This window comes from Hyunsoonleella aquatilis (assembly GCF_014270105.1).
GTDB classification, from domain to species: Bacteria; Bacteroidota; Bacteroidia; order Flavobacteriales; family Flavobacteriaceae; genus Jejuia; species Jejuia aquatilis.
The window spans coordinates 222,732-249,686 of record NZ_JACNMF010000003.1; the positions used below are offsets into that span (position 1 = coordinate 222,732).

Here is a 26,955-nt window from a genome sequence, read left to right on the forward strand (position 1 = left end):
AATATTTTTATGTTTTAGCCCGAGTTTTAAATGTATTTCTAATAATATCATCCCAATGATCAAAAAACAAATTCTATTCCTCTTTACTTTTTTAACTGTTTTAATGGCTTCTTGTAGAAAAAACGCTTCGGCTAAAGATATTATAGAACAAAATAATTTGGCATCTTTAAATCCAGCAAAAAAGTAGGAATTGTTAGGTGAGTTAAAAAACAGGTGGAAGGAAACCGATGCGCCGATTCGAACGGAGTTAAATCCTGAATTTATTTCTGAAAATTAGATTTTAATCATGATAAATCGATAAAAATTATGCAAGCAATATTAGGAGTATTATTTCATTCATTAGGAGGTGTAGCGGCAGGCAGTTTTTATATGCCTTACAATAAAGTAAAGGGATGGGCCTGGGAATCCTACTGGATGGTAGGTGGGGTTATGTCTTGGTTAATTGTACCTCCAATAGCAGCGTATTTAACCGTGCCCGGATTTGCTGAAATCATAGCATCCAGTTCAGGAACCATTATAGGTTTTACCTTTTTAATGGGGCTTCTTTGGGGCGTTGGTGGTTTATCTTATGGTTTAGGCATTCGTTATTTGGGCATGTCTTTAGGGAACTCTGTTGTGCTTGGGTTTTGTGCGGCTTTTGGGGCATTAGTGCCTTCTGTTTATTATAATTTCGTTCCTACGGATGGCAAAACATCGTTTACGGAAATGCTTTCTTCCTCGGGAGGAAGAATAGTTTTTGTAGGCGTTTTGGTTTGTTTGCTGGGTATAGTTATTTCGGGTAAAGCTGGTATGATGAAAGAGGGCGAGCTGTCAGAGGAAGAAAAAAAGAAAACTGTGAGTGAGTTTAATTTGGTAAAAGGGCTTATTGTTGCCACGCTATCAGGAATTTTAAGTGCTTTTTTTAGTTTTGGAATTGAAGCAGGGAAACCGTTGGCTGATGCCGCTGTGGTTGCGGGATATGACCATTTATACGCTAATAATGTAACTTTTGTGGTCATACTTTGGGGTGGACTTGTTACTAATTTGGTTTGGACAACTATACTAAGTCTTAAAAACAAATCATATAGGGATTTTATGAATACCAATACCCCTATAAAAAACAATTTACTGTTTTCAGCTTTGGCCGGAACCATCTGGTTTTTACAATTTTTCTTTTACGGTATGGGCGAGAGCAAACTTGGAAGTGGTGCTAGTTCTTGGATATTACACATGTCCACTATTATTTTAACCGCTAATTTTTGGGGTATTTACCGTAAGGAATGGCATGGAGTGGCTAGTAAAACCAAATGGACAATTACTGCTGGTATCACAGTAATTCTATTATCCGTAGTATTGGTTGGAATAGGCAATTCGTTATAACTTTAAATTTAAATATGGAGGTTTAACTTATTGATTTATAGTATATTTTAAATAATTAAAACGTGATTTTAATTTATCATGGAACAAATAAAAAAGCAGTGCATATTATTTTTCGTAGTAGTGTGTTTATTCTCATGTAGAAGCAAAACAAGTGAGGAAAAGATTGTAGTCCAAAAACCCAACCTACTCTTTATTTTTGCAGACCAATACAGACAGGCCTCATTAGGTTTTTTAAATGAAGACCCTGTGTACACTCCAAACTTAGATAAGCTTGCAAAAGAAGGCGTTTTTTTTAGTGAAGCCGTGTCAAACAACCCATTATGTAGTCCGTATAGAGCCATGTTGATGACGGGGCGATATTCACTATCCACTGGAGTCGTAGAAAATTGTAACTCCCAAAGAACAGAATTTGGGAACTATTTAAAGAAGAGTGAAGTTTGTATTTCAGATGTTTTAGTGGCCAATGGCTATAGTGCGGGATATGTAGGTAAGTGGCATTTAGATGGTCCAGAACCTACACCACCAGATGTAAAACGGGTTTGGGATACGTGGTGTCCTCCAGATAGAAGACATGGGTTCTCGTTTTGGTATGCTTATGGAACACATAACAGGCATAATGCGCCTTATTATTGGACTACAAATGCTAAAGAAGATGAAAAAACATACATCAAAAAATGGTCAGCAGAACATGAGGCTGATGTTATTATAGATTATTTAGATATTACTGAGAATCAGCGAAAAAGTAAAGAACCATTTGCCTTATTTTGGTCTATCAATCCTCCACATACACCGTTTACACAAGTGCCAGAACGTTACAAAAAACGCTATGAAGGAATGGATTATAAGGAAGTGTTAAACAGACCCAATGTTCAGTTTAAAGATAATTATGAGTTAAAAAGAGGAGACCATGGTGTTGAAAAACGTTTGAATCAAGCTAAAGATTATTTTGCATCTGTAAATGGTGTAGATGACCAAATAGGTCGTGTTATTAAAAAATTAAAAGAGAAAGGGCTTTATGAAAATACTATTATTGTGTTTTCGGCAGACCATGGAGAAATGTTAGGGAGCCAAGGCTTAATGCATAAAAACGTATGGTTTAAAGAGGCGTATGATATTCCTTTTATTGTGCATTATCCGAAGAAATTAAAACCCAAAACAGAAGATTTGTTGATTTCGGTTCCAGATTATATGCCAACACTTTTAGGGTTAATGGATTTAAAGACTGAAATTCCTAAAGCTGTTGAAGGTGTGGATTATTCTGATGTTTTCTTCGATAAAGAAGTCATTCGTCCAGAAAAACAGTTGTATTTTGCTGGTAAAAGTTTTGCGTCAAAAGGCGATGCCAGAGGTTTTAGAACCAAAGATTATACCTATGCTGTGGTTAAACATGAAAATGGTGATAAGTTTCATTATCTCTATCATGATGCCGAAGATCCGTATCAAATGACCAATATTTGGGGTGAAAATGCTGAGCTTGACCATAAGATGGAAACAGAATTAACTGAATTATTAACCTCAATGAATGATCCTTGGTAAACTAAATTAGTGAAATGAAAACAAACCGTCGAAATTTTATAAAAGGTATCTCAAGTGTTGGGTTATTCAGTTTATCCTATCCTTTATTATCATCTTGTATCAGTGATAAAGACGTATTGACTGAGAAAATCACAAAAATTGAATTTTACCAATACAATATCAATATCCCACGCTATTTTTCCTTTGGTACATGGTTAAATCGTCAGCATATATTCATGAAAATTAGTGTAGGCGATTACTATGGCTGGTCCGAAATTCCTGCTTCTAGAAATAATCCCGACGTCGATTTGAGTCCTTGGGTACAATATGTAAAACAATTTAAAGGCTTAAGTGTTTTAGAAGCGCAAAAGTTATTGCAATCCCAACAAGTTAAAGGATCAAAAACATCTTTTAAATATTTAGAATTAATGGACATGGGTTTGCTCGATTTGGCCGGTCGTTTGCAAAATAAGCCTTCAATAGAATTATTGGATTTACATGAAAAAGGAGCAGTACCTGGCTTGTATTGTATTCTGCATAAAGATGAAAACAAAGTGCGTGAAGAAGCCGAAAAAAGTCTTGAACAGAATCTTGGGCATCACATGAAATTTAAAATGTATGGTGATGTTGAGGTTGACTTGAAGTTATTGCGAATTATTCGCGAGGTTTTAGGTGATGATGCAGTAGTGATTTCTGATGTCAATAAAGGGTATAAGAAATGGAAATCGCTTGAAGAACTGGCTGAGATATTGAATACTTTCAAAGAGAATGGACTTAACGCTATAGAAGACCCTGCACCTTTAAGCACAGACCAATGGATTACACTCCAAAAAATGACAGGAGATTTAGACTTAATTCCAGATGCGCCCATGCGTCCAGCTTGGAATGGTGTAAATAAACTCCAAAAAGGTATGGGGAGAATTATCAACTTACATCCTTCTACAATGGGAAGTTTTCATCATACATCTTTATTGGCAAAAAAGGTACATGATATTGGTGCAAAAGTAATGATAGGTGATGATAGTTTGGTAGGACCTGCATGTACCGCGTGGCAACAAATAGCTATTGGAGCCGGAGCCACTTGGGTTGAGGCTATTGAGAAAGAAGAAGATTCAAAAGACTATTTAGCATGTGTTTTAAAATCGGCAACAACCAAAAGAAATGATGGCTATTTTACTCTCGATTCAAAATCGGGTTTTGGATTAGAGCTTGATGAAAAGCAACTAAAGCGCATTTGTAAACGGTATATCGAGGTCTAAATTATTTAATTCTCATCATCTTTCTTAAATTAAAATGTGATTTCCGTGAGAGTACAGGATATTTCTTAAAGAACACTTCACTACTTTCACCAGTATTTATTTGTAAAAGCAATTTCGTTAAAATGAAAAAAAGTCAATCCATTTTTTTTATCCTTTTATTGGTATTTTTAGGAATATCTTGTCAACGAGTTTCAACTTCTAAATCTTCTTTGTCTTTTGAAACATTATTAGTCAATTCAAAGCAAAATCCAAAAACGATAGAAAGTCTTCAGCCTACTTTCTCTTGGATTGTAAATAGTAATGGTTTTGATAAATCCCAATCCGCATATCATATTCTGGTTGCCTCTTCAGAAGAAAAACTAAATGAAAATGACGCCGATATATGGAATTCTTCAAAAGTAATAAGTAACCAGTCTACTTATGTAAATTTTGAAGGAGAAGCGCTTGAAGCTCTGGAAAAGTACCATTGGAAAGTGAAAATTTGGGATGAAAATGAAGCATCTTCCAATTGGTCTGATGTGCAAACCTTTAAAATGGGATTATTGAATGAAAGTAATTGGGGAGACGCCAAATGGATTACACTAAACAAAGATACTAGAACTTCAGAACATCGCTTTAGAGATTATAAAACAGGGCGAATGGATGAACCAATGCCTGTAGCAGGTTTTCCTGCAAGTTATTTTAGAAAAGAGTTTAATGTTGAAAAGAACATTGGTAATGCTCAAGTTTACATTTGCGGTTTGGGCTATTACGAACTATTTTTAAATGGAGAAAAGGTGGGCGACCATGTGTTGGACCCTGCACCATCAAACTATGATAAGCAAGCCTATTATGTAAATTACGATATTACAGATGATTTAAAGTCAGGTAAAAATGCCTTCGGAATCAACTTAGGAAATGGGTTTTATGGGCAAAATATTTCTTGGAAAAATGACCCCGAGTCCGATAGAGATTTGGCTTTTGGACCACCAACAGTGCGCTGTTTGGTAAAACTAACATATACCGATGGTTCAACTAAAGGTTTTTATACAGACAAAAGTTGGAAAGAAGCTACAGGGCCAATCGTATTTAATAATATTTATGGTGGTGATACCTATGATGCTCGGTTTGAAATTGGTGATTGGGCTACGGTGGATTACAACGATTCAGAATGGGGACATGCCAAGGAAGCTTTACCAAAGGTTAAAAAAATAAGTGTGAGTCAAATTCCACCAATTAAGAAACTTCAAGAGTTTGAACCTCAAAAGGTGTTTAAAGGTTCTGATGGAGAATGGATTGTAGATTTTGGACAAAACATTGCGGGTTGGATTAAGTTAAATGTAAAGGAAAAAGAAGGACAGCTTATTGAAGTGATTACCACAGAAGCCTTGTTAACCGATGGAAGCGATATTTACCCAGGTTCTACTGGTGGTGGCGCTAATGGTATGCCTCAATTGTACGAGTACATCTGTAAAGGAGATGGTTTGGAGTCTTGGGAACCAAAATTTAGTTATCACGGTTTTAGGTTTGCGAAAGTAAAAGGCGTTTCAACAAAGCCAGACGCCAATATGATAAAGGCGGTTTTAGTAGCAACAGATATCCAAGAAAAAGGCAGTTTTACATCATCTGATGAACTGTTTAATAAAATGCATAGCATTAGTAAATGGACGATTGTCGATAACATTCACGGTATCCCAGAAGATTGTCCACATCGGGAAAAATGCGGTTGGTTAGGTGATGCACACGCATTTTGTGAGTATGCATTGTATAACTACGATATGTACGATTTCTATAAAAAATATATGGAAGATATCCGCACGCAAATGCGACCAACAAAGGGACATAATAATCCTGAATTAAAATATCCGGTGCCTACCATGATTGCTCCAGGGAAACGTACTTCTACTTATGCAAAAATAGATTGGGGAATAGCTACCATGTATTTACCATGGTATAATTACAAGTTTTATGGAGATGATGCCATTGTATTAGAATATTATGATGCTATGAAAGGTTTAACGGATTTCTACTTAAACTTTAAAGGCGAGAACGGTATTATGCAAGACGGTATGGGCGATTGGTGTCCGCCACGTTGGGATAGAAGACTCAATCCAAGTGCTATGGAATGCGACCCCATAATTTCGGCAAACGCCTATTTTTATGATGTGTTAGGGATTATGGAGCGATTTGCTAAAATGAACAATGATGCAGATTATGAAGTAAAAATGAAGCAAGAAAAAGAAGCATTAAAAACCGCATTTAACAAAGAATTTTTGGTTGACATTCCAGAAACAAATCACAAATGGTATCAAAGTCAGACTGCTACTGTTCAAGCATTACAATTTGGAATTGTCCCAGAATATGAAATTGAAACTGTGGTAAACGGATTGGTGCATAATATTGTTGAAGTTAAAGGCGGACATCACTCTACGGGTATCCATGGAAACAGATACATTTACACGGTATTGTCTAAATATGGAAAAGCAGATTTAGCTTATGATATTCTAACCACACCTGATTTTCCAAGTCAAGCTTATGTTATGAATTCTGGCTTTACCACATGGCCAGAACGTCAGTTCGTATGGGAGGAGATGGAAGGTCCAACCAATTCCTTGAATCACCCGATGCATACAGGTTTTGCTACTTATTTTTATGAGAGTTTAGGTGGAATTCAAACATCTACCGAAAAAACAGGTTTTAAAGAGTTTATTGTAAATCCGCAGTTCCCATCTCAAATAACAAGTACATCGGTGGAAGTGCCAACGCCGTACGGAACTATCGCCAATAAATGGACGTTAAAAGAGAACATGTTTAATATGAACCTTAAAGTGCCATTTAATACAAAAGCTAAAATTGTCCTCACCCCATCAGAGCTTGAAAGCTTAAAAATAAATGGCAAAACTATTTCAGCATTTAAACAAAATAATGCAATTGAAATATCGAAAGGAGTTACAACCCTGGGTTCAGGCAATTATCAAATAGAATATATAAAAAGTTAGTTTAGTTTTAGGGAATGAAATATGTAAAATCACTATTGTTATCCCTAGTTGTTATGATTGGGCTTAGCTGTAAAAATGATAACTCTCGATCAGTTTTACCATCTAAAAAGCCAAACATCCTATTTATTTTAGTTGACGATTTGGGCTATCACGATTTAGGCGTTACGGGTAGTACCTTTTACGAAACGCCCAACGTAGATATACTGGCAACCGAAGGTGTGATGTTTACCAATGGTTACGCCTCTAGCAGGGTTTGTAGTCCTTCAAGAGCAAGCATTATGACAGGGAAATTTACCGCACGCCATGGTATTACCGATTGGATTGGTGCAAAAGCGGGAGAGGCGTGGCGCTCAAGAAACCGTCATGATGAATTATTACCAGCCAATTATGTGATGCAATTACCTAAGGACGACATTACCATAGCCGAAGCTTTTAAGGAGCAAGGCTATAAAACTTTTTTTGCAGGAAAATGGCATTTAGGAGGCATAGGTTCGCATCCTGAAGATCATGGCTTCGATATTAATATTGCGGGCATTGATGCCGGTTCTCCAAGAGGTGGTTTTTTTTCACCTTGGAACAATCCAAAATTGCCCAACAAGCAAAAAGGAGAAAATTTAACCTTGCGTTTAGCCAATGAAACGGCAGATTTTATATCCAAACATAAAGACACTACATTTTTTGCCTTTTTATCCTTTTATGCGGTGCATGCACCCATTCAAACTACAAAAACCAAATGGGATAAATACAGAAACAAAGCCGATAGTTTGGGTATTGCAAAAACGGGATACCAAATGGAACGTGTATTGCCCATTCGCACAGTACAGGATAATCCCATTTACGGTGGTTTGGTAGAAACTATGGATGATGCTGTGGGCATCGTTTTAAAAGCATTAAAAGACAACGGTCTTGACGATAATACCATTGTTGTATTTACCTCAGATAATGGAGGGGTAGCATCGGGAGACCATTATGCTACCAGTAATTTACCTTTGCGGGGAGGTAAAGGTTATCAATGGGAAGGGGGTATAAAAGAACCGTTTTTTATTAAAGTGCCTTGGTTAAGAAATATAAAGTTCTCTGCTGTGCCAGTGGTGAGTACGGATTTATATCCTACTCTTTTAGATTTAGCAAATCTGCCACTAAAACAAGAACAGCATATTGATGGTATGAGCTTAAAACCCCTGCTTGAAGGCAAAGATATAGATGCAAACAGGCCATTATTTTGGCACTATCCACATTATGGAAATCAAGGAGGTGAACCCTCTTCAATCATTCAAAAAGATGGCTGGAAACTCATTCATTATTGGGAAGATGGGCGTGAGGAACTTTTTAAACTCCCATCCAAAGAAAAGGATAATCAGAATGTAGTTGCTCAACACCCAGAAATCGCCAAAAATTTAAGCGATCAATTACTGACTTGGTTAAAGGAAGTAAATGCACAATATCCAACCACGGATGCAGAATTTAATCCAGATAAACGAAAAATACGTTTGCAAAAGCTTGTAAACGAAAAATTGCCAAATTTAGAAAAACAAAGGCTGGAAGTATTATCTCCAGATTTTAAACCCAACAAAAACTGGTGGGGAAGTCAGATAACCGTTGATTAATTTTTAAGTGATGAAAGGTATTTATATTTCTTATTTAAGTGTTTTATTGGTTGGTGTTCTCGTTGCTTGCGGAACAAAATCCAAAAAGAAAGACGATAATAAAAATGAATTTATTTCAATTTTTAATGGTGAAAACTTAGAGGGCTGGGAAGGAGACCCAACATACTGGCGTGTTGAAAATGGCATATTAGTAGGCGAAGTTACTCCAGAGACTATTTTAAAACGCAATTCATTTATCATTTACCAAAAAGAGCAACCTGAAAATTTTGAATTAAAACTGGAATATAGAGTTTCAGAATCTGGAAACAGCGGTGTCAATTACAGAAGCGAAATTATTGAAGGTGTGCCTTTTGCTTTAAGAGGCTATCAGTGCGATATTGATGGTAAAAATAAATATACAGGTCAGAATTACGAAGAAAAAAAGCGTACCACATTGGCTTATATGGGGGAAAAGGTAAACATTCCGCAGATGCCCGATAGCATTCCTAAAACTAACCTTCGTAGAAACGTAAAAAAGAACTGCTGGCAAACAAGAAAGGTTGTGGAATCTTTGGAAACAATACCACAATTAAAATCGTACATTAAATCAAACGACTGGAATAGGGTTCACCTAAAGGTAAACGGAAATAAAATGCAACATTTTGTGAATGGCGTTTTAATGAGCGAAGTAACCGATTTAGATACAATAAACAGGTCTTTAAAAGGATATATTGGTGTGCAGGTTCATGTTGGGCCTCCCATGAAAATTGAATACAAAGATATAAAGCTGAAGGTTTTGAAATAAAATTGACATACTGGTTTTGAGGCATATACAGGTATCAATTTTCTAAATTCACTTAAATTTTGCGTAAATTATTTAGTTAATGCAAGACAGATAATAGTTTTCTGCTCTATAAATATTGAACTTTGAGATGTATTGCTTAAAATATTCTTTAAAAAGATGAAAACTATGAGAAAAAGAAAGTTTGGAATAGTTCTACTTCTTTGTGCATTTACCATATTCTACTCGTGCTCAAAGGCAGAAGATGTTCAAGAAGTTATTATGGAAAAACCTGATCCGGTTGACCCTGAAGAGCCCGAAGAACCTGAAAACCCACAAGAACCTGGAGGTATAGATGAAAGTGATGTTGATCCTAACCAGTTGGTAACAATTAATACAGGTGCTGTGGTTGCGCCATTTCATAATTTCTGGTCAACACGCCCCATGATTAACCAAACGCGTTTTAGTGCCTCTGGTTTTAGAAACTCAATAATCCCCATAAAAGATTATGTAAAAAGCTATAATCTAGTTAGAACTATGGGGGGTAGAACAGATAACCGAAATATGTTTTATCAGGGTGTGGATGCCTCGGGTAATATTATCACAGATTTTAGCGATTTACTTACTAATATGCGCGATTTTATGAGTACTGGTTTTAAACCAAGAATTGTACTTAGTAAAGTGCCTTGGGAAATGGTTGAAAACAAAGTGGTAAATACTTACGGAAATACAAGTCCTCCGGATAATTACGACCATTGGAGGCAATACGTAAATGCGTTCTTAACTGCACTTGTAAACGAGTTTGGAATAAATGAAGTAAAAACATGGCGGTTTAGAGTAAGTACGGAACCCAATTATACACCCAACCACTGGAATGGAACCATGGAAGATTACTTTAAGCACTATGATATTACAGTTGATGAGGTTTTAAAAGTAATTCCTGATGCAATTATAGGGCCAGGTAATATGCTAACTGAGTCTAGTGCAGCAAAATTTACAACAGAGTTAATTGATCATTGTGCAACAGGAACAAACTATGCAACAGGGGAAATGGGAACAAAAATGGATTTCTTTTCAATCTCTTACTACGAGAGAGTAAGTCGAAATACGGTATCGCTTCCAGACAAAATTCGACAATATAGAGACAAATTGAACAGTATTCCTAAATTTTCAGACATTCCATTGGATATTCAAGAGTTTGGTGTGCTTCGTGGTGATAATAATGTAAGAGGCTTAAGTTTATCAGATGCAACCGAACTTGGCGCCAGTTGGTATGCAACCGTAGCAGATATGGTTAATGAATACAGAATTAGTGAAGTTTATGACTGGGGTATGGAGATAGAAGACAGTGATTTGCCTCAAGCCAGAAAAAATGTGATGCGTATGTTGCAAAAAATGGAGGATGGTAATAGGCTGGATGCCGTAGATAATTTAAACGGTTACGCTGGGGTTATACCAGTAGTAAAAGGCGACATCGTTTATTTGTTGGTTTACAACCACAATCCATCAAGAACGAGTACAGCAACACGTACCATATATCCTAAATTGGAAGGTGGTGTGATTGCCAGTGGAACAACGTGGAAAATGAATGAATGGACGGTGGACAAAAACCATGGTGTTATGATGCGCGAGCTATATAAAGATGTAAGAAATGCAGGTGTAAGTGAAAAAACTGATGGACGAATTTATGGTAACAGGCCTTCTGATAGGTTTGAAGATGGTTGGAAAAATGTGCTAAACGCCAATTTATCTAAATACACAGATTTGGCAAGATTACCTCAAACCATGACAGATTCTCTTGTCGGTAAAAGAAATGGAAGTTTGATACTCAAGGTTGATTTAGAGGCTCATGGTGTCAAATTGATAGAACTCATTCCAGAATAGAAACCAAACTAACTTTTGAAAATGCAACAAACAAAAATCCAAACAGAAAAAGTAGTTCTTTTTCTGTTTTTTAGCTTATGCACGTTAACCCTTTTTAGCCAAATTAAACACGGACTTCGTGACGATTTGGGCAGACATGTTATTCCACGTGGTTTTGTAGTAAATACAAACGACCATAAAGGCGAGGTATTTTTCAATAGCGACGACTATGCCCGTATGGTAAGAATGGGGGCAAACTATCAAGTCATTCGTTTAGAACTTGGAAAGCTAAGCGAATTTCCAGGTGGAAAACTTGAACCCAACTATTTAAAAAAACTGGACACCCTCGTGGCTTTAGGAAAGCACCACGACATCAAAACGGTATTTAAAATGACCGTGTACGGCGTTGATGCCTTTATATGGGAAGATTTTTGGCTTAACAAAAAAAATGAATACGAAACTTACATTGATGCATGGAAAGTCATCTGGGAGCGATACGCCAATAATAAAGCGGTTGTAGGATATGATGTGGTAAACGAACCACGAAAACTCACCATGGATATTTCGTACAATCAGTTGACAAAAAAGTACTTAATTCCGCTATATCAAAAAATTATTGATGAAAGTCAGAAAATAAATGCCGATAAAAAGATTTTGATTCAATCCATTTTTATGAATAAAGGGGAAGGCATCGATAATAATCAGTATGCTGAAATTACTGCGCCTATAAACCGTAAAAATGTTGTGTTTGCACCTCATATTTATCAAAGTAAAATTGATTTTATAAAACCCGTCATGGATCGTTTTGATAGGGAATCCGATCTGTTAAACGCTCCAATTCTCATTGGGGAATGGGGTTTTCCAACATTTGCTAAAACGGATACCTTAATAAGTGGTAGGTTAGGGCAATTGGAATACAGGGAGCTTTACATCAAAACTGCCGAGGTTTTTGATAGAATGGGTGTAGGCTCTATTAAAGCATGGTTTTTGGGTAACCGAAGTATGCAACATTTTTTGGCAGGAGGTCCCTCAACTTGGGCAATTTTTAGCGATAGTACCGATGCAGGAACTGTTGAGCGCAAATATATAACAGATGTAATCTCAAGGCCATTTCCGCAAACCGTGGCAGGTGATATTCGGTCCTTCTTTTTCAATCATGCTACTAGAACTTTAAATGTCAACTTCAAACCAAATAATAAACAGGGTGCTTCCAAAATTTTTATTGGAGCCAATAGACACTATCCTGATGGTTTTTCGGTTTTAATCGACGATGAGGTCGTGTTGTACCATAATCCCATAAAAAATGTTGGGTTGGAAGTTTATAAAGCTCCAGAACGGTTTGATATTTCTAACTTTATTTGGGATGAAAAAACGCAAAAGCTATTTATATTAAAATGGCCTGAATCACAAGAAAATATGAGTTTTCGAATCGTACCCGGTATTCGAAACTTCAAGAAGGATTAGACTTTTAAGATAGGCTCTTGTTTGTCAGAAACATATAAGGCTTCTATGTGAAGAAAAACCACCATAATTTAGTCGGAACGATTAAATGAGCTATTTATCGAATTTTTGTTGCAAGGCAGTATAGTTCAGGATATCTTTTAGTGAATTCTGGTTTAATTTCAGCAAAAATTATAGCTATGGCTCAGAATACTAGATGCAGATTACAATCATTTAGAGGAGTAATTCTTTTAATATTTGTATTCGCCTGCTGTTCAAAATCCTACGGACAGGAATATCCGTTTACTCTGCCGAATGATATAACTGCCTCCTTAAACGTGGATACGGATGATACGGAGCCATTCAATAACAAAATAATAGGCTATAATATTCAAGGGTTTGACACCCAACTTCAAAAAGATTTTATAAACCTTGTGGATCCCGTAACTATTCGTTTCCCTCATGGGGTTTGGGCCAATTTTTACCAATGGCAAACCGATGGCTATCAAGACGATGCCTTCGATAATAGAGACCATGAGGAAGCATTACAAACTTTCGTGTGCTGTATCACCGGAGATATTGATGGTATTGCAGAATTAAACACGCAAAAAAAGAATAGAACAGGAGGAGAGGGTTATGATATGATGTGGACTTACTCCATCAATTTTGACGATGGTGCTAGCAGTGTGGCCAGGGCTCAAAAAGATATAGGTTTAGGTTTGGAAGTTAAAGCAATAGAATTAGGAAATGAACATTTTTGGAGGGGACAACGTTCATTAAGAACTGAAACTCCAGAAATGTATTTATCGGCCGCTTCAGAGGTTTCTGGTGCACTTAAGGCCGAATTTCCTGATATTAAATTATCATTGCCTTTAAGTTGGAGAAGAACTCATGAAGGATATAATAATACGGTAAAAGGCGACGGTAGCTTTTTCGATGCCATTACCATTCACAAATATATGGGGTCAGATCCTGATGTGCCTGGAGAAAGTAACAATGCTTACTCAGCTTTATTGACTTCAAAATTAGAACTGGCCGAGGATGTAAATTGGGTACGGACTTTTGCTCCTGGAAAACCGGTTTGGTTAACCGAGTGGGGCGTTTCTGCAGGTGACAATGTTCATGGGGGGGCTTGCCTTGGATTGGCAGACGTATTTATGTTTATGGCTGAAAACCAAGATATTTATGAACGCGCCAACTGGTTTAGTTTTAATCGGGTTTTAAATGCCATGGTGGTGGTTGGGAGCAATAGAGAACCTGTGTACCCACTACAAAAAAGAGGCTATCTGTCCACTTATGAAATCATTCAGGATGTATTTAGAGATGCTACCTTGTTGAATGGTACCGTCACGTCTTCTGCACAATTAACGGTTTCGCGAGGCTCTGTAAATGCAGTAAATGCCAGAGCAACTACCAATGAATTTGGTGAAACTAAAGTGGTAGCCGTAAACCTTACGGACAAACCTGTCACTTTTGAATTAAAGTTTGATGATGTGGTGTATTCCAGATCTTTTAAGCACGAGGCACTGATATTTGATAATTTGGGTGAAGTAGATCCGATAGATTATTTTACGGATCCGTTGCAATTGGTTAAGGAAGGAACTGGTACAATTACATTACCGCCACTATCGGTAAGTAAAATTTCAGAAATTTATTTTGACGAGTCCATACACTTAATTGCTGGTACAATTGAGGCCGAAGATTATAAAGACGGAGGTGAAGGCGTTGGCTTTTCAGATACAACTGCCGACAATACATTGAGTCCAGGCATTGATACCGATGGAGTAGATGTGGGGACGGATACCGGTATCACTTACGTTGGCGATACCCAAAATGGCGAATGGTTAAAATATGATGTCAATGTTTTAAACACCGATGATTACGATTTTGAGTTTGTTTACGCCTCTGCAACTGCAGGAGCTTTGGTGAGTATAGAGATTGACGATGTTGTTGTTTTCGATAACTTTTCATTGCCACAAACGGCAGGTGCTACCGATTTTCAAACCGCTACTAGATTAACTATCCCATTAACAAAAGGCTTGCATGAGTTGAAACTCAATGTGCAGAACGGGGGATTTAATTTAGATAAGATCAATGTGTTGGCGGTTCCAATTATAGAAGCACCAATGTTTGTAACGCCGAATGATTTGGACAATATTGAACCAGGGAATTCTATTGAGGTTGAAGCTTCTACAACCAGCGCACCCGAGAACATTGCCAGTATGGAACTTTTTGTAAATGACGTTTTGGTGCGAAGTGTTGCCTCGGCGCCGTTCACATGGGGATATTCTGGACAAAATGATTCGCTACTAGAAAATATTGTTGAAGGTACCTATAATTTAAAATTAGTTTTGACAGATGATAGAGGCAGAACTAAGGAAAGCACAATTATAGTGACAAGCACAAATTATCCAACAAGGCCGTTTTCAGGAACAGCCCATTTAGTTCCCGGGGTTATTCAAACTGAGGATTACGATTTAGGAGGTTCAGGATTGGCGTTTTTTGATTCTTCCGTAGGCAATTCCGGGGGTGCCTATCGTACCGAAACGGGCGATGACGTTGATATTGCATTAGGCGGTACAGGATTTGTAACAACAGGGGTAAGCGGTAACGAATATACAAGATATACCATAAACGTCACAGAAAGCGGACGCTACGAAATGTTGGTAAATTATGCCACCTTTTCCAGTAATTCAAAACCTTTTCAGGCCTACCTATTGCCAAAAGATTTGTCATCATCGGAATTGTTGTTTTCTGCCCCAAATGGCTCAACAGCTGATGGAATTAGACAAATTACCGGAGGTGGTGATTTTCAGGATTACACATCGGATGAATTTGATTTGGAAAGTGGACTTTGGGTTTTGGAGTTAAAAATCCCGAGTGGTGGTGCAGGTCCTAGGTATGACTATGTCACTTTAAACCGACTGGGAAGTTTAAGTGTTGACGAATTTGGATTTAATAACGACTTCAAAGTGTACCCAATACCCAGCAGTGATGGAAGATTTAATTTAAGTAAACCTAAAATATGGACAGTGTATTCATTGTTAGGAAGAAAAATAGCCCAAGGCAATGGGCATACCGTGGATATCTCAAAATACTCCAAAGGGATATATATTTTACGGACAGATGAAGGAATAATTAAAAAGTTGCTTTACAATTAGTAACTAGTCTTATACAAAAGAAAAAAAGGCCATGATAGCGTTATACAATCATGGCCTTTTTTATTTTTGTTAATAATTCAATATGAGCTAAGCTCAATCTTTATGAAATTATTTTTTCTTCTTTTTGGAAGGCTCTGGATGACGCTCAATGTAACTTTCAAGAAGCGCTTTTACTACTTCCATACCGCCAGCCTCCAAGCCGTCGTTCACGTTAGCACCAGAAATCCAATATAATACCATACCTGCATCAGAACAGTCCCATTTTCCTTTTTGGAAATTAACGATATTGTCAACTTCAGCGAGGTTCCCGATAGTCCAAATTAATCGTATGCGCGGGTCGGCATGATTTTTTGCCCAATCCCATTTTTCGTGGTCTAACTTTAAATTGATATTCTGGTCAGGGATACGTACTTCTTCAATACCAAAATCCAATATTTGTTGCCAAGTGTAAAAATCGCCTGCGTTATCGTTAGCAGGATGGTGGGTCACTACTTTAACAAATTTGTGTTTTTCCTTTGGCGTTTTTTGCAATGCCATACCAATAATATCTGGTTCCCCGGCTTCAATAATCCATAAAGGGTCGTCGGCAGTAGAGGCATTTATGGCCCAACACAAATCGTCAATGGTAGCTTCTTTTTGCCACATGGCATCATAAAATGTTAAATTTCCAAATCCTCCCCAGCGTCGTGCGATCATATCACAGGCTACCTGCATTAAATGGTGTCGTTCTTTTTCGGCCTGTTTAGAAATGCGATCATCCCTTACCAAATCACAACTATGCGAATAATGTACCAATCTGTCCTCTAAGCCACTGGCGCGCAATAAGGCAATAGTTACTGCAGTACCTCCCAAATCATCTGGGTCCGGAGAATTGCCATCCGCAACAACGGCTATTCTTCCTTTGGGTGGGTTTATAGTTTGGCCCCAAACCGGGCTACCAAAAGAAACTAACATAAAAAGTAATAATAATGATGATGTCCTATTCATTTTTTAACATATAAAGATTTATATTTTTGATATCCATAAAGCATTGGCACTTCATAAGTTATAAAACTAAGCCATACCGTCAATTATTTTGACCTGTGGTGTCCTGTTTCTGGTAAAATATGTTTTAAATGATGATACAGCACAGCCCAGAACGGGAAGTGCAGGATACGTGTTAAAATTTTAAGAAATACTTTAGAAAACGAAAAATTAACTAATTTAAACTTCAAATTTTATGAAATTAAAAACTAAACTAAATGAGACGCTCTATCTTAGAAAGGCTAAGTTGAGCATCATTTTGTTCTTTGCGTTTGCGGCAATGTCCTTTGCCCAAACCGTATCCGGAACTGTTTCTGCGGATGGCCAGCCCCTCCCGGGAGCAACCGTTTTGGTAAAAGGAACAACTACAGGAACTAGTACTGACTTTGACGGTAATTACACCATTAATGCCGAAGCATCCAACACTCTTGTTTTTTCTTATGTAGGTTATTCTACAAAGGAGGTGCCAGTTGGTAATCAAACCGTAGTTAACGTAACACTAGAGCAGGACAATGCTTTGGATGAAGTGGTAGTAATTGGCTATGGTACGCAACGAAAGTCGGATTTAACTGGATCTGTATCTTCGGTGAGTGCTGAGGATATTACTGCAGTTCCGGTTTCTAGGGTGGATCAAGCGCTACAAGGTAGAGCTTCTGGTGTTCAGGTAACACAGGTTAATGGTGCGCCAGGTGCGGGTACTGTAATTAGAGTAAGAGGTGGTAATTCCATCACAGGAAGTAACGAGCCACTTTGGGTTATTGATGGTATTGTAGTAGGGACTAACTTCAACCTGAATAATATAAACAGTAATGACATTAAATCTATTGAAATCTTAAAAGATGCTTCGTCTATTGCTATTTATGGGTCTAGAGGTGCCAATGGTGTAGTGTTAGTGACTACAAAAAATGGTAAAGGCGCAGGAACAGGAAAGCCAGAGGTATCAGTAAACCTTTATACAAGTTTACAAAGTGTTCCAGAACTACCAGATATGCTTTCTCAGAGGGAGCAAATAGCATATACTAACGAAAGTGCAAGATTTAGAGGGGTTACAGAGCCATTTCCAAACGATCCATCAACCTATCCTGACAACGATTGGTTTGATCTTTTAATGGATACCGCACCTATTTATAGTGCAGATGTCTCTATTTCCGGATCAACAGAAAACCTTAATTACTACAATTCTTTGAGCTATTTTAATCAAGAAGGTATTATTAAAAGTTCTGGTATTGAAAAGTTTATTTTTAGGTCTAATTTAGACTATACATTAAGTGAAAAGATAAAGGCTGGCTTTAGAATAAATTACTCTAGAATTAACAGGCAAAATGGTGTAGTTGGCTTTGGAAGTGCTTTTGGCACGCTTCCCACACAGCCTATTTTTAATGACGATGGAACCTATAATGGATTTAATGAAGTTGTAGGGGCGCCATTTACTAATCCGATAGCTGCCCTTGAGCAAAATACAAATGAAACACTGAGTAATAATTTGTTGGCAACTGCTTATTTAGAGTATAGTCCAATAGAAAATTTAATTATCCGTTCAACATTTAGCCCAGAAATCAATAATTCTAAGCAAAATAGATTTTTTTCCAGTCAAGCACCAAGTAATCTTGCAATAGATGTGTTTAATGGTGGGTTTGCTAGTGTTGAAACAATATCTAGTATTGGTTGGAATAATGAAAATACGATTCAATACCAATTCGATGTAAATGAAGATCATAGTATAACGGCACTTGCCGGTGCTTCTTTTCAAAAGGTAGAGACGGAGACAGCTTTTGCGGAAGCATTAGGTATTTTTAGTGATGCCGCTGGGTTTAACAATTTAGGTTTTTCTGATCCCGCTAGGTCTGTAATCAGAAGTGATTATGATGGGTTCCAAATCGCCTCTTTCTTCGGAAGGATAAACTATGCTTTTAAAGATAAATACCTGTTGACTTTAGTAGGCAGGTCAGATGGTAGTTCTCGTTTTGCTCCAGGTAACAAATATGAGTTTTATCCTTCTATAGCAGGTGCTTGGAAAATTTCAGAAGAGTCTTTTATGCAAAATCAGAATGTGTTCCAAGATTTGAAATTAAGAGCAAGTTGGGGTAAATCGGGAAACCAAGCCATTGAAGCATACAGAACATTTGGTCTTCTAACAGAGGCAAATACAACTTTAGGAGGTAATGAATTAATAGGTTTAACGGTAGGTAGACCAGCCAACCCTAATTTAAAGTGGGAAACCACAAGTTCTTATGATATTGCCTTAGAAGCATCCTTTTTTGGGGGTAAAGTGTTTACGGAGCTAAATTATTACTATAAGCAAACAGATGACCTATTGTTAGATGTAACGATTCCTAGACAAACTGGTTTCACAAGTCAATTGCAAAATATTGGTTCTTTAGAAAATCAAGGGTGGGAATTACTTGTTAATTCTACTAATGTTAGTAACGCAAACTTTAGCTGGAGCTCTACGGTAACATTATCTGCTAATAGAAATAAGGTATTAGATTTAGGTGGGGCACAATTTCAAGAAGTAGTAGTCGATGAAATTCTAGGGTCAGGTAATACACGTTTAATTGTTGGTCAACCTGTTCCTGTATATACAGGTGCTAGATATTTAGGAACGTGGAAAAGTCAACAAGAAATTGATGATTCAGGATTTCTTGATAATGCCATTGTAGGAGGTGCAAGATTTGAAGACATAAGCGGGCCGAATGGGGTACCAGATGGTAGAATTTCGCAAGATGATTACGTGGTGTTAGGGGATCCCACGCCAGATTTAATTTTTGGATTTGAAAATAATTTCTCTTACAAGAATTGGGATTTATCCTTTTACTTTCAAGGGACTACAGGAAATGAAGTATTTAATTTAACCATGCGTAATAATTATTTTAACCGTGGTGAAACTACTAAATATGCTGATTTAGCAAACCGATGGATAGAAGGTGTTAATGAAACATCTGATATACCAAGAGCTGGACAAGATACTGTAACAGGTACACCTCCAAACTCCGAATACGTTGAAGATGGCTCGCATGTACGTCTTAAAACATTAAGATTAGCTTATAATGTGCCAACTAGTGACTGGGGATTAGATGGGATTAAAAATGCCACTATTTATTTTTCAGGAAATAATTTATTATTATTTTCAGATTTTAGGTTGATTGATCCAGAAGCTAGTAGATTTGGAAGAGACGGAATAGGTAATATAGCCCAAGGTTATCATAATGGGTCATATCCAAACCCACGTGTTTTAACACTTGGCCTTAACTTAACATTTTAAAAAAAATAAATTATGAAAACAAAACGCATATTTTTATACGTCTTCATTATTTTCTCATGTTTTGCCTGTGAGAAATTTTTGGAAGAAGAACCAAGAGCACTTATCTCTCCAGAAACATTTTTAACATCTGCAACGGAGGCTGAGGCATTTAGAACAGGGTACTATGCCATTTTAAAGAATAATTCCATTTACGGACAAGTTGGATTAGATGTATTTTACGACAACGGAGCCGACATTATAGAACCTAATAGGCAAGCAGGTTTCTTTGAGCCTATGGGTAATTATTCTCTGACGGAAGCATCTGCGGACGTATCTACTCAAAAAATGAGTGTGTCGGATACTTGGAAAGACCTATACAGGGTTATCTTAAATACAAATATTTTAATTAATAGAATTGCAGATAATGAAGCTATTTTGCAAGAAGCCAGAACAGACTTTATTGCGGATGCAAGGTTTGTTAGAGCTTTATGTTATTGGCATATTACAAATCTTTGGGGTGATGCGCCTTATTATACAGAGGTTCTTACGCTTGAAGAGATTAGTTCTTTGGGAAGAACAGATGAAGCCATAATAATAGAAGGTGTTTTAGAGGATTTAGAATTTGCACAAGCAAACCTTAAAGATTCTTATACTGGTGATGATGCAGGAAGAGCTTCAAAATGGGCAGCTGCCTTGATTGAGGCAAAAATTCTTATGCAACAGCAAAAATGGCAAGAAGGTCTGGATAAATGTCTAGAGATTATTAATCAATCGCCACATTCTTTATTGCCAACATATGCTGAAGTGTTTGACCCTAATAATGAATACAACGCTGAAATTATTTGGTCTTTAGATTTTGCCAAAGACATTATAGGGCAGTTCGAACTTGGTGTTCAAGATGCTGATGGGAACTTACCTAATTTTGCAAGAGATTCCAATGGAAACTGGAGACCAAGTATGTTTAATCCACGTTTAAGAGATGAGCCGCAAAATGCTGAAGATTTAGAACCTTTAAAGGATGCTTTGGCTGCCAATGGAGAGTCGTTTAATGGTACTGGACTTCAAATAGCATCAAAAGATTTTGCTGAGAAGTTCCCAATGAATGATTTAAGAAGACCTCTAAATGTTAACGACATGTACGAAGGTATTCAATTGAATCATACGTATATGCCTAAGTTTATGAATTTGGACTTGGCAACGTCACCACGTTTCAACCATTCTGACAACAGACTGGTGTTCCGTATGGCTGATGTGCATTTGATGGCCGCTGAATGTGAGAATGAGCGTCCTGGTGGAAATCCAGATACTGCCTTCGAGTATATTAGGCCAATTAGAGAGCGTGCTTATGCTACCGTTGCAGAAGCCGAAGAAATACTTGGTTTAACTCAACAACAGTTCAGAGAAGCTATTTATGACGAGCGCAAATGGGAGTTAGCCGGAGAAGCTTGGAGAAGATATGACCTGATAAGATGGGGTATTTTATTTGATGTTGTTGAAGATCTAGAATACCGCTTCTGGACACCTGCGGCGAATATAGAACCTTGGCATGTAAAATTGCCGATTCCTTTACAAGAAATCATAAGCAATCCAGCACTATTGGAATCAGATCCAACTAATAATGGATATCGATCAGGAAATTAATATTAAGTTAGTTTTTTAGTTGTTTAGTTGAAAAGGCCGAAGACGAAAGTTTTCGGTCTTTTTTATGAAACACATGAGAGTTCAGGATATGATTAATCCAAATTTGTATTAGATTAGTGGCTTAAATAATCTAGACTAAAAATGAAACATTGCTTTTTACCCGTAATTTTAATTCTTACCTTTTTAATTAGTTGTAAGTCAGAAGAAAAAGAATCTGATAAAGACTCGATAAATAAGAAGGTTGAAGAGCTTCTAAGTCAAATGACTTTAGATGAAAAGATTGCAGAAATGACTCAGGATGCTCCGGCCAATGAAAGGCTTGGTATTCCTTATATGAAATACGGGGAAGCTCTTCATGGATTATGGCTTGTTCTTGATTATTATGGTAATACAACGGTGTATCCCCAAGCTATTGCTGCGGCTTCTACCTGGCAACCTGAGTTAGTCAAAAAAATGGCTTCTCAAACAGCATTAGAGGCACGTGCTTTGGGTGTTACACATTGCTATTCACCTAATTTAGATGTTATTTCTGGAGATCCAAGATATGGTAGAGTTGAAGAATCGTATGGCGAAGACCCTTATTTGGTATCTAGAATGGGTGTTGCATTTATTCAAGGTTTACAAGGTATGGGTGAGGAGCGATTTGATGAGAATCATGTGCTGGCAACAGCGAAGCACTTTATTGGATATCCTGAAAACCGACGTGGAATTAACGGAGGTTTTAGTGATATGTCTGAACGTAGATTAAGAGAAGTTTATTTACCACCTTTTGAGGCAGCTATAAAAGAAGCAAAAATTGGCTCTCTCATGCCAGGTCATCAAGATTATAATGGAGTTCCAAACCATATGAACACGTGGTTACTTAAGGATATTTTAAGAGATGAATTAGGTTTTGACGGTTTAATTGTTTCTGATAATAACGATATTGCGAGGTTAGGAACCATGCATTTTATTGCTGAAACCAGAACTAAGTCAGCAATTTTAGGATTAAAAGCCGGAGTTGATATGGACTTAGTGATTGGAAAGATTGAGAAGTTAGCGGCATATAATACTAAAGTGTTGAAGGATACAATAACAAAGAACCCTGAATTGGAAAAGTATATTGACAAAGCAACATCTCGTATTTTAACCGCAAAATATCAATTGGGTTTATTTGATACAGCACCAAAAGAGATTGACACAAAAACGGTATATGCAGGTAGAAAAGAACATCAAGAGTTTTCTTATGAAATGGCCAAAAAAGCAATCATTTTATTAAAGAATGATAATAATGTTTTGCCTTTAGATATTTCTAAAATTAAATCGTTAGCTGTAATTGGTCCAAATGCTCATGAAGAAAGACCTGCAAAAGGAACGTATTCTTTATTAGGAGGGTATTCTGGTTTACCACCATTTTATGTTTCTGCTTTAGATGGAATAAAAGCTAAAGTTGGAGATAAAGTAAAAATTAATTATGCAAAAGGTTGTGATTTATTAAGTAATTCTAAAGAAGGTTTTCCAGCGGCAATTGCAGCAGCCAAAAAGTCTGATGCAGTTGTTTTAGTAATTGGTGGGTCTAGAAAAACTTGTGGTGAAGGTGTAGATAGAGCCGATTTGGACTTATATGGTGTGCAGCAAGAGTTGGTAAAAGCAATCCATAAAACAGGTAAACCTGTTGTTGCTGTGTTAATTAATGGTAGGCCACTATCAATCAACTATGTTGCCGAAAATATTCCATCAATTTTAGAAACATGGTATTTAGGTATGCGTTCTGGAGATGCTATTGCAGATGCAATTTTTGGTGATGTGAATCCAGGAGGTAAGCTTACAGTATCTTTTCCAAGATCTGTAGGGCAGGTTCCTGTAACGTATTTAGAACGTCCAGATTTTATAGGTTCGGGCAAAGGCTTATTTAAAGATGCTGATAAATCACCATTATTTCCATTTGGTCATGGTTTAAGTTACACCACTTTTGAATATGGTATCCCAAAACTTGAAAACAAGACAATTCCGGTAGATGGTTCCACAACTATTTCAGTGGACATTACCAATACCGGAGATAGAGAAGGTGATGAGGTGGTGCAAATGTATGTTCGTGATGATTATGCCTCGGTTGGGCGCTATTTAAAACTATTAAAAGGCTTCGAACGTATCACCTTAAAACCCGGCGAAACAAAAACCGTAAGCTTTAATTTGGGCTTTGACGAATTGAATATTTTGAACCAAGAAATGAAAAAAGTGGTTGAACCCGGAACTTTTACCATTTCAGTTGGGGCTTCCTCTGCGAATAAAGATTTGAAAACTGCTATATTAACAGTGAAATAAAGGGTGTTGAAATAATACTATGAAGTGTTTTACTCTGATAAATCTAGTGCTTTTTTGCTGTGTAGTTTTACCAATTCAGGGAGTAGCACAATCTATCGAGAAGAACACCTTTATTCAGAATAATGAAATTACACTTATTGACAGAACTACACTTCAAGATAGTTTAGGCCCGGTTAACTATGGAAAACGCAATCTTATTCATGCCATAGAGGCATCAGGTGGAAAAATTAATAAAGTCCGGAATTCGCTAACCAATACAAAACCCTTAACCCTAGTAATTGGGGCTTTAGGTGACAGTCTTATTGGTGGATGGGTTGCTGATGAACCCAAGATAAAATTGAATAAGCCGGAGGGGGTTTTTTACCAATGGCGAAATACAAAGCAGGGAAGGGCATTAGTTGCAGGAGGTACAAACGCCATAGGCCTAGCATACGCTTTAAATGAGCTTGCAGATCAAATAAAGTACAAAGGGCTCGATGCTTTAACCGAGATTGAAAATACTATTGAATATCCCGACAACCAAGTACGGGGGCTGGATAAGTTTATAGCGAGTGAGCACGACGATACTTGGTTCTTTTCTGAGGACTATTGGGAATATTATTGTGGCAAGCTTGTTAAAAACCGCTTTAATAGGCTTACCTTGATTACGGGCTACAATGATGGCAAAAATCAGGAATTTATGATTCCTGTGTATCCTTACCTTTTTGATGTTCAGGGATTTGAAGGGGTTAGTTTAATTGGGGAATACAAAAATTCTCCAACGCAGTATCTTAATCAGCTAAGGAAAATAGGCAAAACATGCCATGATTATGGGTTGGACTTTGTTTTCGGTATTTGGGGGCATGGTAGGAGTGATGAATTAGTGTCTGGTTTACCCGAAGACGACACGGCATATACTACTTATTGCTCGAAAGGCATGCTTGCGCTGTTGCAGAAAGTGCCAGAGATAGATGGCATTCAATTGCGTGTAAATTATGAGTCCGGCGTCGGAGGGTTTGGGAATACTGCAGACCATTTTTGGAAGGAAATCATCGACGCCATTGCCGTCAGCAATAGAGGGCAGAACAGGAAGGTTTTTTTGGACATAAGGGCAAAAGGCCTTACAAAGCCCATAAGGGAGTTTGTTTCTGAAACTGGATTAGATTTTAGTGTAACCAGTAAATATACTTGGGAGGGTGTTGGGTTGCCATACCATCCCATGGAAATGAGGAAGGGAGAGCTGACTATGTTGTACAACGTTGATAAACGGCAACGCTATGGTTACGCAGATTTTTTAAGCCATTCTCGCAATTTCGATTTTATTTATAGGTTATGGGGCGTTGGTACAATGCGCATGTTTACCTGGGCAGACCCCGACTATGCGCGCCGGTTTTCACAAAGCACTAGTTTTGGTAATGCCAAAGGATTTCAGGTAACGCCGCCATTGGGGAGAAAGCTAAATACCTGGCGTCTTTTCAAGGACGACACCATGGAATATTTCACTTGGGAAGATGAGCGCTATTGGGCATGGTATGTATTATTTGGAAGGTTAGGGTATTCTAGCAATGTAAAACCTCAGGTTTGGGAGCGGGAATTCAAAGCACGTTACGACAAAGCCTATAAAAATGTTTTGAGCGCTTACAGATCGGCCAGTAAAGTATTGCCCTTAATTACGTCCTCACACCTTACATTTCATCCTGGCAATTATAACTGGGCTGAAATAGAGAGCGGAGGTGCGCTTTTCGTGGCACACAATGCCAATCCCTATTATATTCTGAAAAATAGAACCTATCAATCATCAGAACCGGGTGATCCGGGGCTTTTTTATAGTATAGAGGATTATGTAAAAGATCAGTTGAAGGATAGTGTCAGGCCAAAAATTACTCCTGGGCAACTGGCAAAACGTTTCAGTATTTTGGCCAAAGATGTATTGCGTTCATTAGATGGTATCCGCTTGGCAGATATACCTGAAGCTCATAAAAAGGAATTTATTACAAATGAAATTGATCTCAAAATTTTATCAAACCTAGCACAGTACCATTCTTTTAAAATCAAAGCCGCTACGGACTTTTCATTTTATGAAGAAACGCAAAATAAGGGATATTTGAAGTCATCATTACAACAGATGTATAAGGCTAAAAGTTGTTGGGCTATCATTGACAGTTTGACAGAACAGCAATATTTTGAATCACCACGATTTTTGCATGACAATGGCTCGTGGAAAGGCCGGTTGGTTGAAATAGATAAGGATATAAACAAAATAGAGGGCATTATTAAAGACCCCTCTGGAATAGCCACCTTGACCTATTGGAGAGAATTAGAATCGAAAAATGATGAATTTGTTAAAAGTTTAAGGGCTTCTGTTCCTGGTGCGGTATCCTCCAAAGGTAAATTAGCCGTTGCTTTGCTTACTGGAGCGAGATTAGACGATTTCCAACAGCCAAAAGTACACTACAGAGAAGCAAATATGACCAAAGGTAAATTCAACGAACTGAATATGGAATGGGACGGCACAAAATATGTGGCCAAAATACCCATGGAAGTGTTGGATTCAAATTATGATGTACTATTATATTTTACGCTGTTGGATACTGATGGGGGGGTCATAGTCTACCCTGGCCTGTACAACGAAATACACAGCATGCCCTACTTCCATATTGAGAGGTGAGGGCTGGAGGCACATACTTTTCTTTGGTATCAAATTGGTGTTCGGCCCCAAAACCAGTATTAATTGAAGGTATCAGCTGTAAGGTAAGTAGCCTTAGAAACTAGTTGCACCAAAAACCTCCAACCCAAAATAATTCTGACGCCTTAATCACCTAGTC

General features: G+C 37.5%; 14 protein-coding genes. 13 read left to right on the plus strand and 1 reads right to left on the minus strand.

Annotation, left to right across the window (positions count from 1 at the left end; all coding sequences use genetic code 11):
• Positions 1 to 306: 306 nt before the first annotated feature.
• The 9 genes from rhaT to H7U19_RS09785 all read left to right on the plus strand — a co-directional run bounded on the left by rhaT (position 307) and on the right by H7U19_RS09785 (position 15,942).
• Entirely contained in the window at positions 307 to 1,359 is a 1,053-nt protein-coding gene (rhaT, locus tag H7U19_RS09745) for an L-rhamnose/proton symporter RhaT (RefSeq protein ID WP_186561825.1), read from the plus strand.
• Positions 1,360 to 1,437: 78 nt separating this feature from the next.
• Positions 1,438 to 2,895, plus strand: coding sequence for a sulfatase family protein (locus tag H7U19_RS09750; RefSeq protein ID WP_186561827.1), 1,458 nt, complete (start codon positions 1,438 to 1,440; stop codon positions 2,893 to 2,895).
• A gap of 14 nt (positions 2,896 to 2,909) precedes the next feature.
• On the plus strand, positions 2,910 to 4,133 hold the full coding sequence (locus H7U19_RS09755) for a mandelate racemase/muconate lactonizing enzyme family protein (protein ID WP_186561829.1): 1,224 nt from the start codon (positions 2,910 to 2,912) through the stop codon (positions 4,131 to 4,133).
• A gap of 122 nt (positions 4,134 to 4,255) precedes the next feature.
• Positions 4,256 to 7,111 (plus strand): alpha-L-rhamnosidase, encoded by a 2,856-nt coding sequence (locus tag H7U19_RS09760; protein WP_186561831.1) that lies wholly within the window; start codon positions 4,256 to 4,258, stop codon positions 7,109 to 7,111.
• 14 nt (positions 7,112 to 7,125) lie between these two features.
• Complete coding sequence (locus tag H7U19_RS09765) at positions 7,126 to 8,718, plus strand: sulfatase (protein ID WP_186561833.1); 1,593 nt, start codon at positions 7,126 to 7,128, stop codon at positions 8,716 to 8,718.
• 10 nt (positions 8,719 to 8,728) lie between these two features.
• Positions 8,729 to 9,502 (plus strand): 3-keto-disaccharide hydrolase, encoded by a 774-nt coding sequence (locus H7U19_RS09770; protein ID WP_186561835.1) that lies wholly within the window; start codon positions 8,729 to 8,731, stop codon positions 9,500 to 9,502.
• A gap of 165 nt (positions 9,503 to 9,667) precedes the next feature.
• Entirely contained in the window at positions 9,668 to 11,362 is a 1,695-nt protein-coding gene (locus H7U19_RS09775) for a GH39 family glycosyl hydrolase (RefSeq protein WP_246454754.1), read from the plus strand.
• Positions 11,363 to 11,383: 21 nt separating this feature from the next.
• Positions 11,384 to 12,805, plus strand: coding sequence for a cellulase family glycosylhydrolase (locus H7U19_RS09780; protein ID WP_186561839.1), 1,422 nt, complete (start codon positions 11,384 to 11,386; stop codon positions 12,803 to 12,805).
• A gap of 176 nt (positions 12,806 to 12,981) precedes the next feature.
• The gene (locus H7U19_RS09785; RefSeq protein WP_186561841.1) at positions 12,982 to 15,942 is read left to right on the plus strand and encodes a carbohydrate-binding protein; all 2,961 of its coding nucleotides are present in this window, start codon (positions 12,982 to 12,984) and stop codon (positions 15,940 to 15,942) included.
• 108 nt (positions 15,943 to 16,050) lie between these two features.
• On the opposite strand, the gene H7U19_RS09790 is transcribed toward H7U19_RS09785, so the two are convergent.
• The gene (locus tag H7U19_RS09790; RefSeq protein ID WP_186561843.1) at positions 16,051 to 16,929 is read right to left on the minus strand and encodes a hypothetical protein; all 879 of its coding nucleotides are present in this window, start codon (positions 16,927 to 16,929) and stop codon (positions 16,051 to 16,053) included.
• Positions 16,930 to 17,161: 232 nt separating this feature from the next.
• Here H7U19_RS09790 and H7U19_RS09795 point away from each other — a divergent pair, with 232 nt between their 5' ends.
• The 4 genes from H7U19_RS09795 to H7U19_RS09810 all read left to right on the plus strand — a co-directional run bounded on the left by H7U19_RS09795 (position 17,162) and on the right by H7U19_RS09810 (position 26,798).
• Positions 17,162 to 20,227, plus strand: coding sequence for a SusC/RagA family TonB-linked outer membrane protein (locus H7U19_RS09795; RefSeq protein ID WP_186561845.1), 3,066 nt, complete (start codon positions 17,162 to 17,164; stop codon positions 20,225 to 20,227).
• Between the two features lie 12 nt (positions 20,228 to 20,239).
• The gene (locus tag H7U19_RS09800) at positions 20,240 to 21,847 is read left to right on the plus strand and encodes a RagB/SusD family nutrient uptake outer membrane protein (RefSeq protein ID WP_186561847.1); all 1,608 of its coding nucleotides are present in this window, start codon (positions 20,240 to 20,242) and stop codon (positions 21,845 to 21,847) included.
• 141 nt (positions 21,848 to 21,988) lie between these two features.
• A complete protein-coding gene (locus H7U19_RS09805; protein WP_186561849.1) occupies positions 21,989 to 24,151 on the plus strand; it encodes a beta-xylosidase in 2,163 nt (720 codons plus the stop codon).
• Between the two features lie 19 nt (positions 24,152 to 24,170).
• On the plus strand, positions 24,171 to 26,798 hold the full coding sequence (locus H7U19_RS09810) for a hypothetical protein (RefSeq protein ID WP_186561851.1): 2,628 nt from the start codon (positions 24,171 to 24,173) through the stop codon (positions 26,796 to 26,798).
• The last annotated feature ends 157 nt before the right edge of the window (positions 26,799 to 26,955 follow it).

Bases quoted from the DNA above. Each gene is read 5' to 3' on its own strand.
- rhaT (WP_186561825.1), top strand. From the start codon at position 307: ATGCAAGCAATATTAGGAGTATTATTTCATTCATTAGGAGGTGTAGCG.
- H7U19_RS09750 (WP_186561827.1), top strand. From the start codon at position 1,438: ATGGAACAAATAAAAAAGCAGTGCATATTATTTTTCGTAGTAGTGTGT.
- H7U19_RS09755 (WP_186561829.1), top strand. From the start codon at position 2,910: ATGAAAACAAACCGTCGAAATTTTATAAAAGGTATCTCAAGTGTTGGG.
- H7U19_RS09760 (WP_186561831.1), top strand. From the start codon at position 4,256: ATGAAAAAAAGTCAATCCATTTTTTTTATCCTTTTATTGGTATTTTTA.
- H7U19_RS09765 (WP_186561833.1), top strand. From the start codon at position 7,126: ATGAAATATGTAAAATCACTATTGTTATCCCTAGTTGTTATGATTGGG.
- H7U19_RS09770 (WP_186561835.1), top strand. From the start codon at position 8,729: ATGAAAGGTATTTATATTTCTTATTTAAGTGTTTTATTGGTTGGTGTT.
- H7U19_RS09775 (WP_246454754.1), top strand. From the start codon at position 9,668: ATGAGAAAAAGAAAGTTTGGAATAGTTCTACTTCTTTGTGCATTTACC.
- H7U19_RS09780 (WP_186561839.1), top strand. From the start codon at position 11,384: ATGCAACAAACAAAAATCCAAACAGAAAAAGTAGTTCTTTTTCTGTTT.
- H7U19_RS09785 (WP_186561841.1), top strand. From the start codon at position 12,982: ATGGCTCAGAATACTAGATGCAGATTACAATCATTTAGAGGAGTAATT.
- H7U19_RS09790 (WP_186561843.1), bottom strand. From the start codon at position 16,929: ATGAATAGGACATCATCATTATTATTACTTTTTATGTTAGTTTCTTTT.
- H7U19_RS09795 (WP_186561845.1), top strand. From the start codon at position 17,162: ATGAAATTAAAAACTAAACTAAATGAGACGCTCTATCTTAGAAAGGCT.
- H7U19_RS09800 (WP_186561847.1), top strand. From the start codon at position 20,240: ATGAAAACAAAACGCATATTTTTATACGTCTTCATTATTTTCTCATGT.
- H7U19_RS09805 (WP_186561849.1), top strand. From the start codon at position 21,989: ATGAAACATTGCTTTTTACCCGTAATTTTAATTCTTACCTTTTTAATT.
- H7U19_RS09810 (WP_186561851.1), top strand. From the start codon at position 24,171: ATGAAGTGTTTTACTCTGATAAATCTAGTGCTTTTTTGCTGTGTAGTT.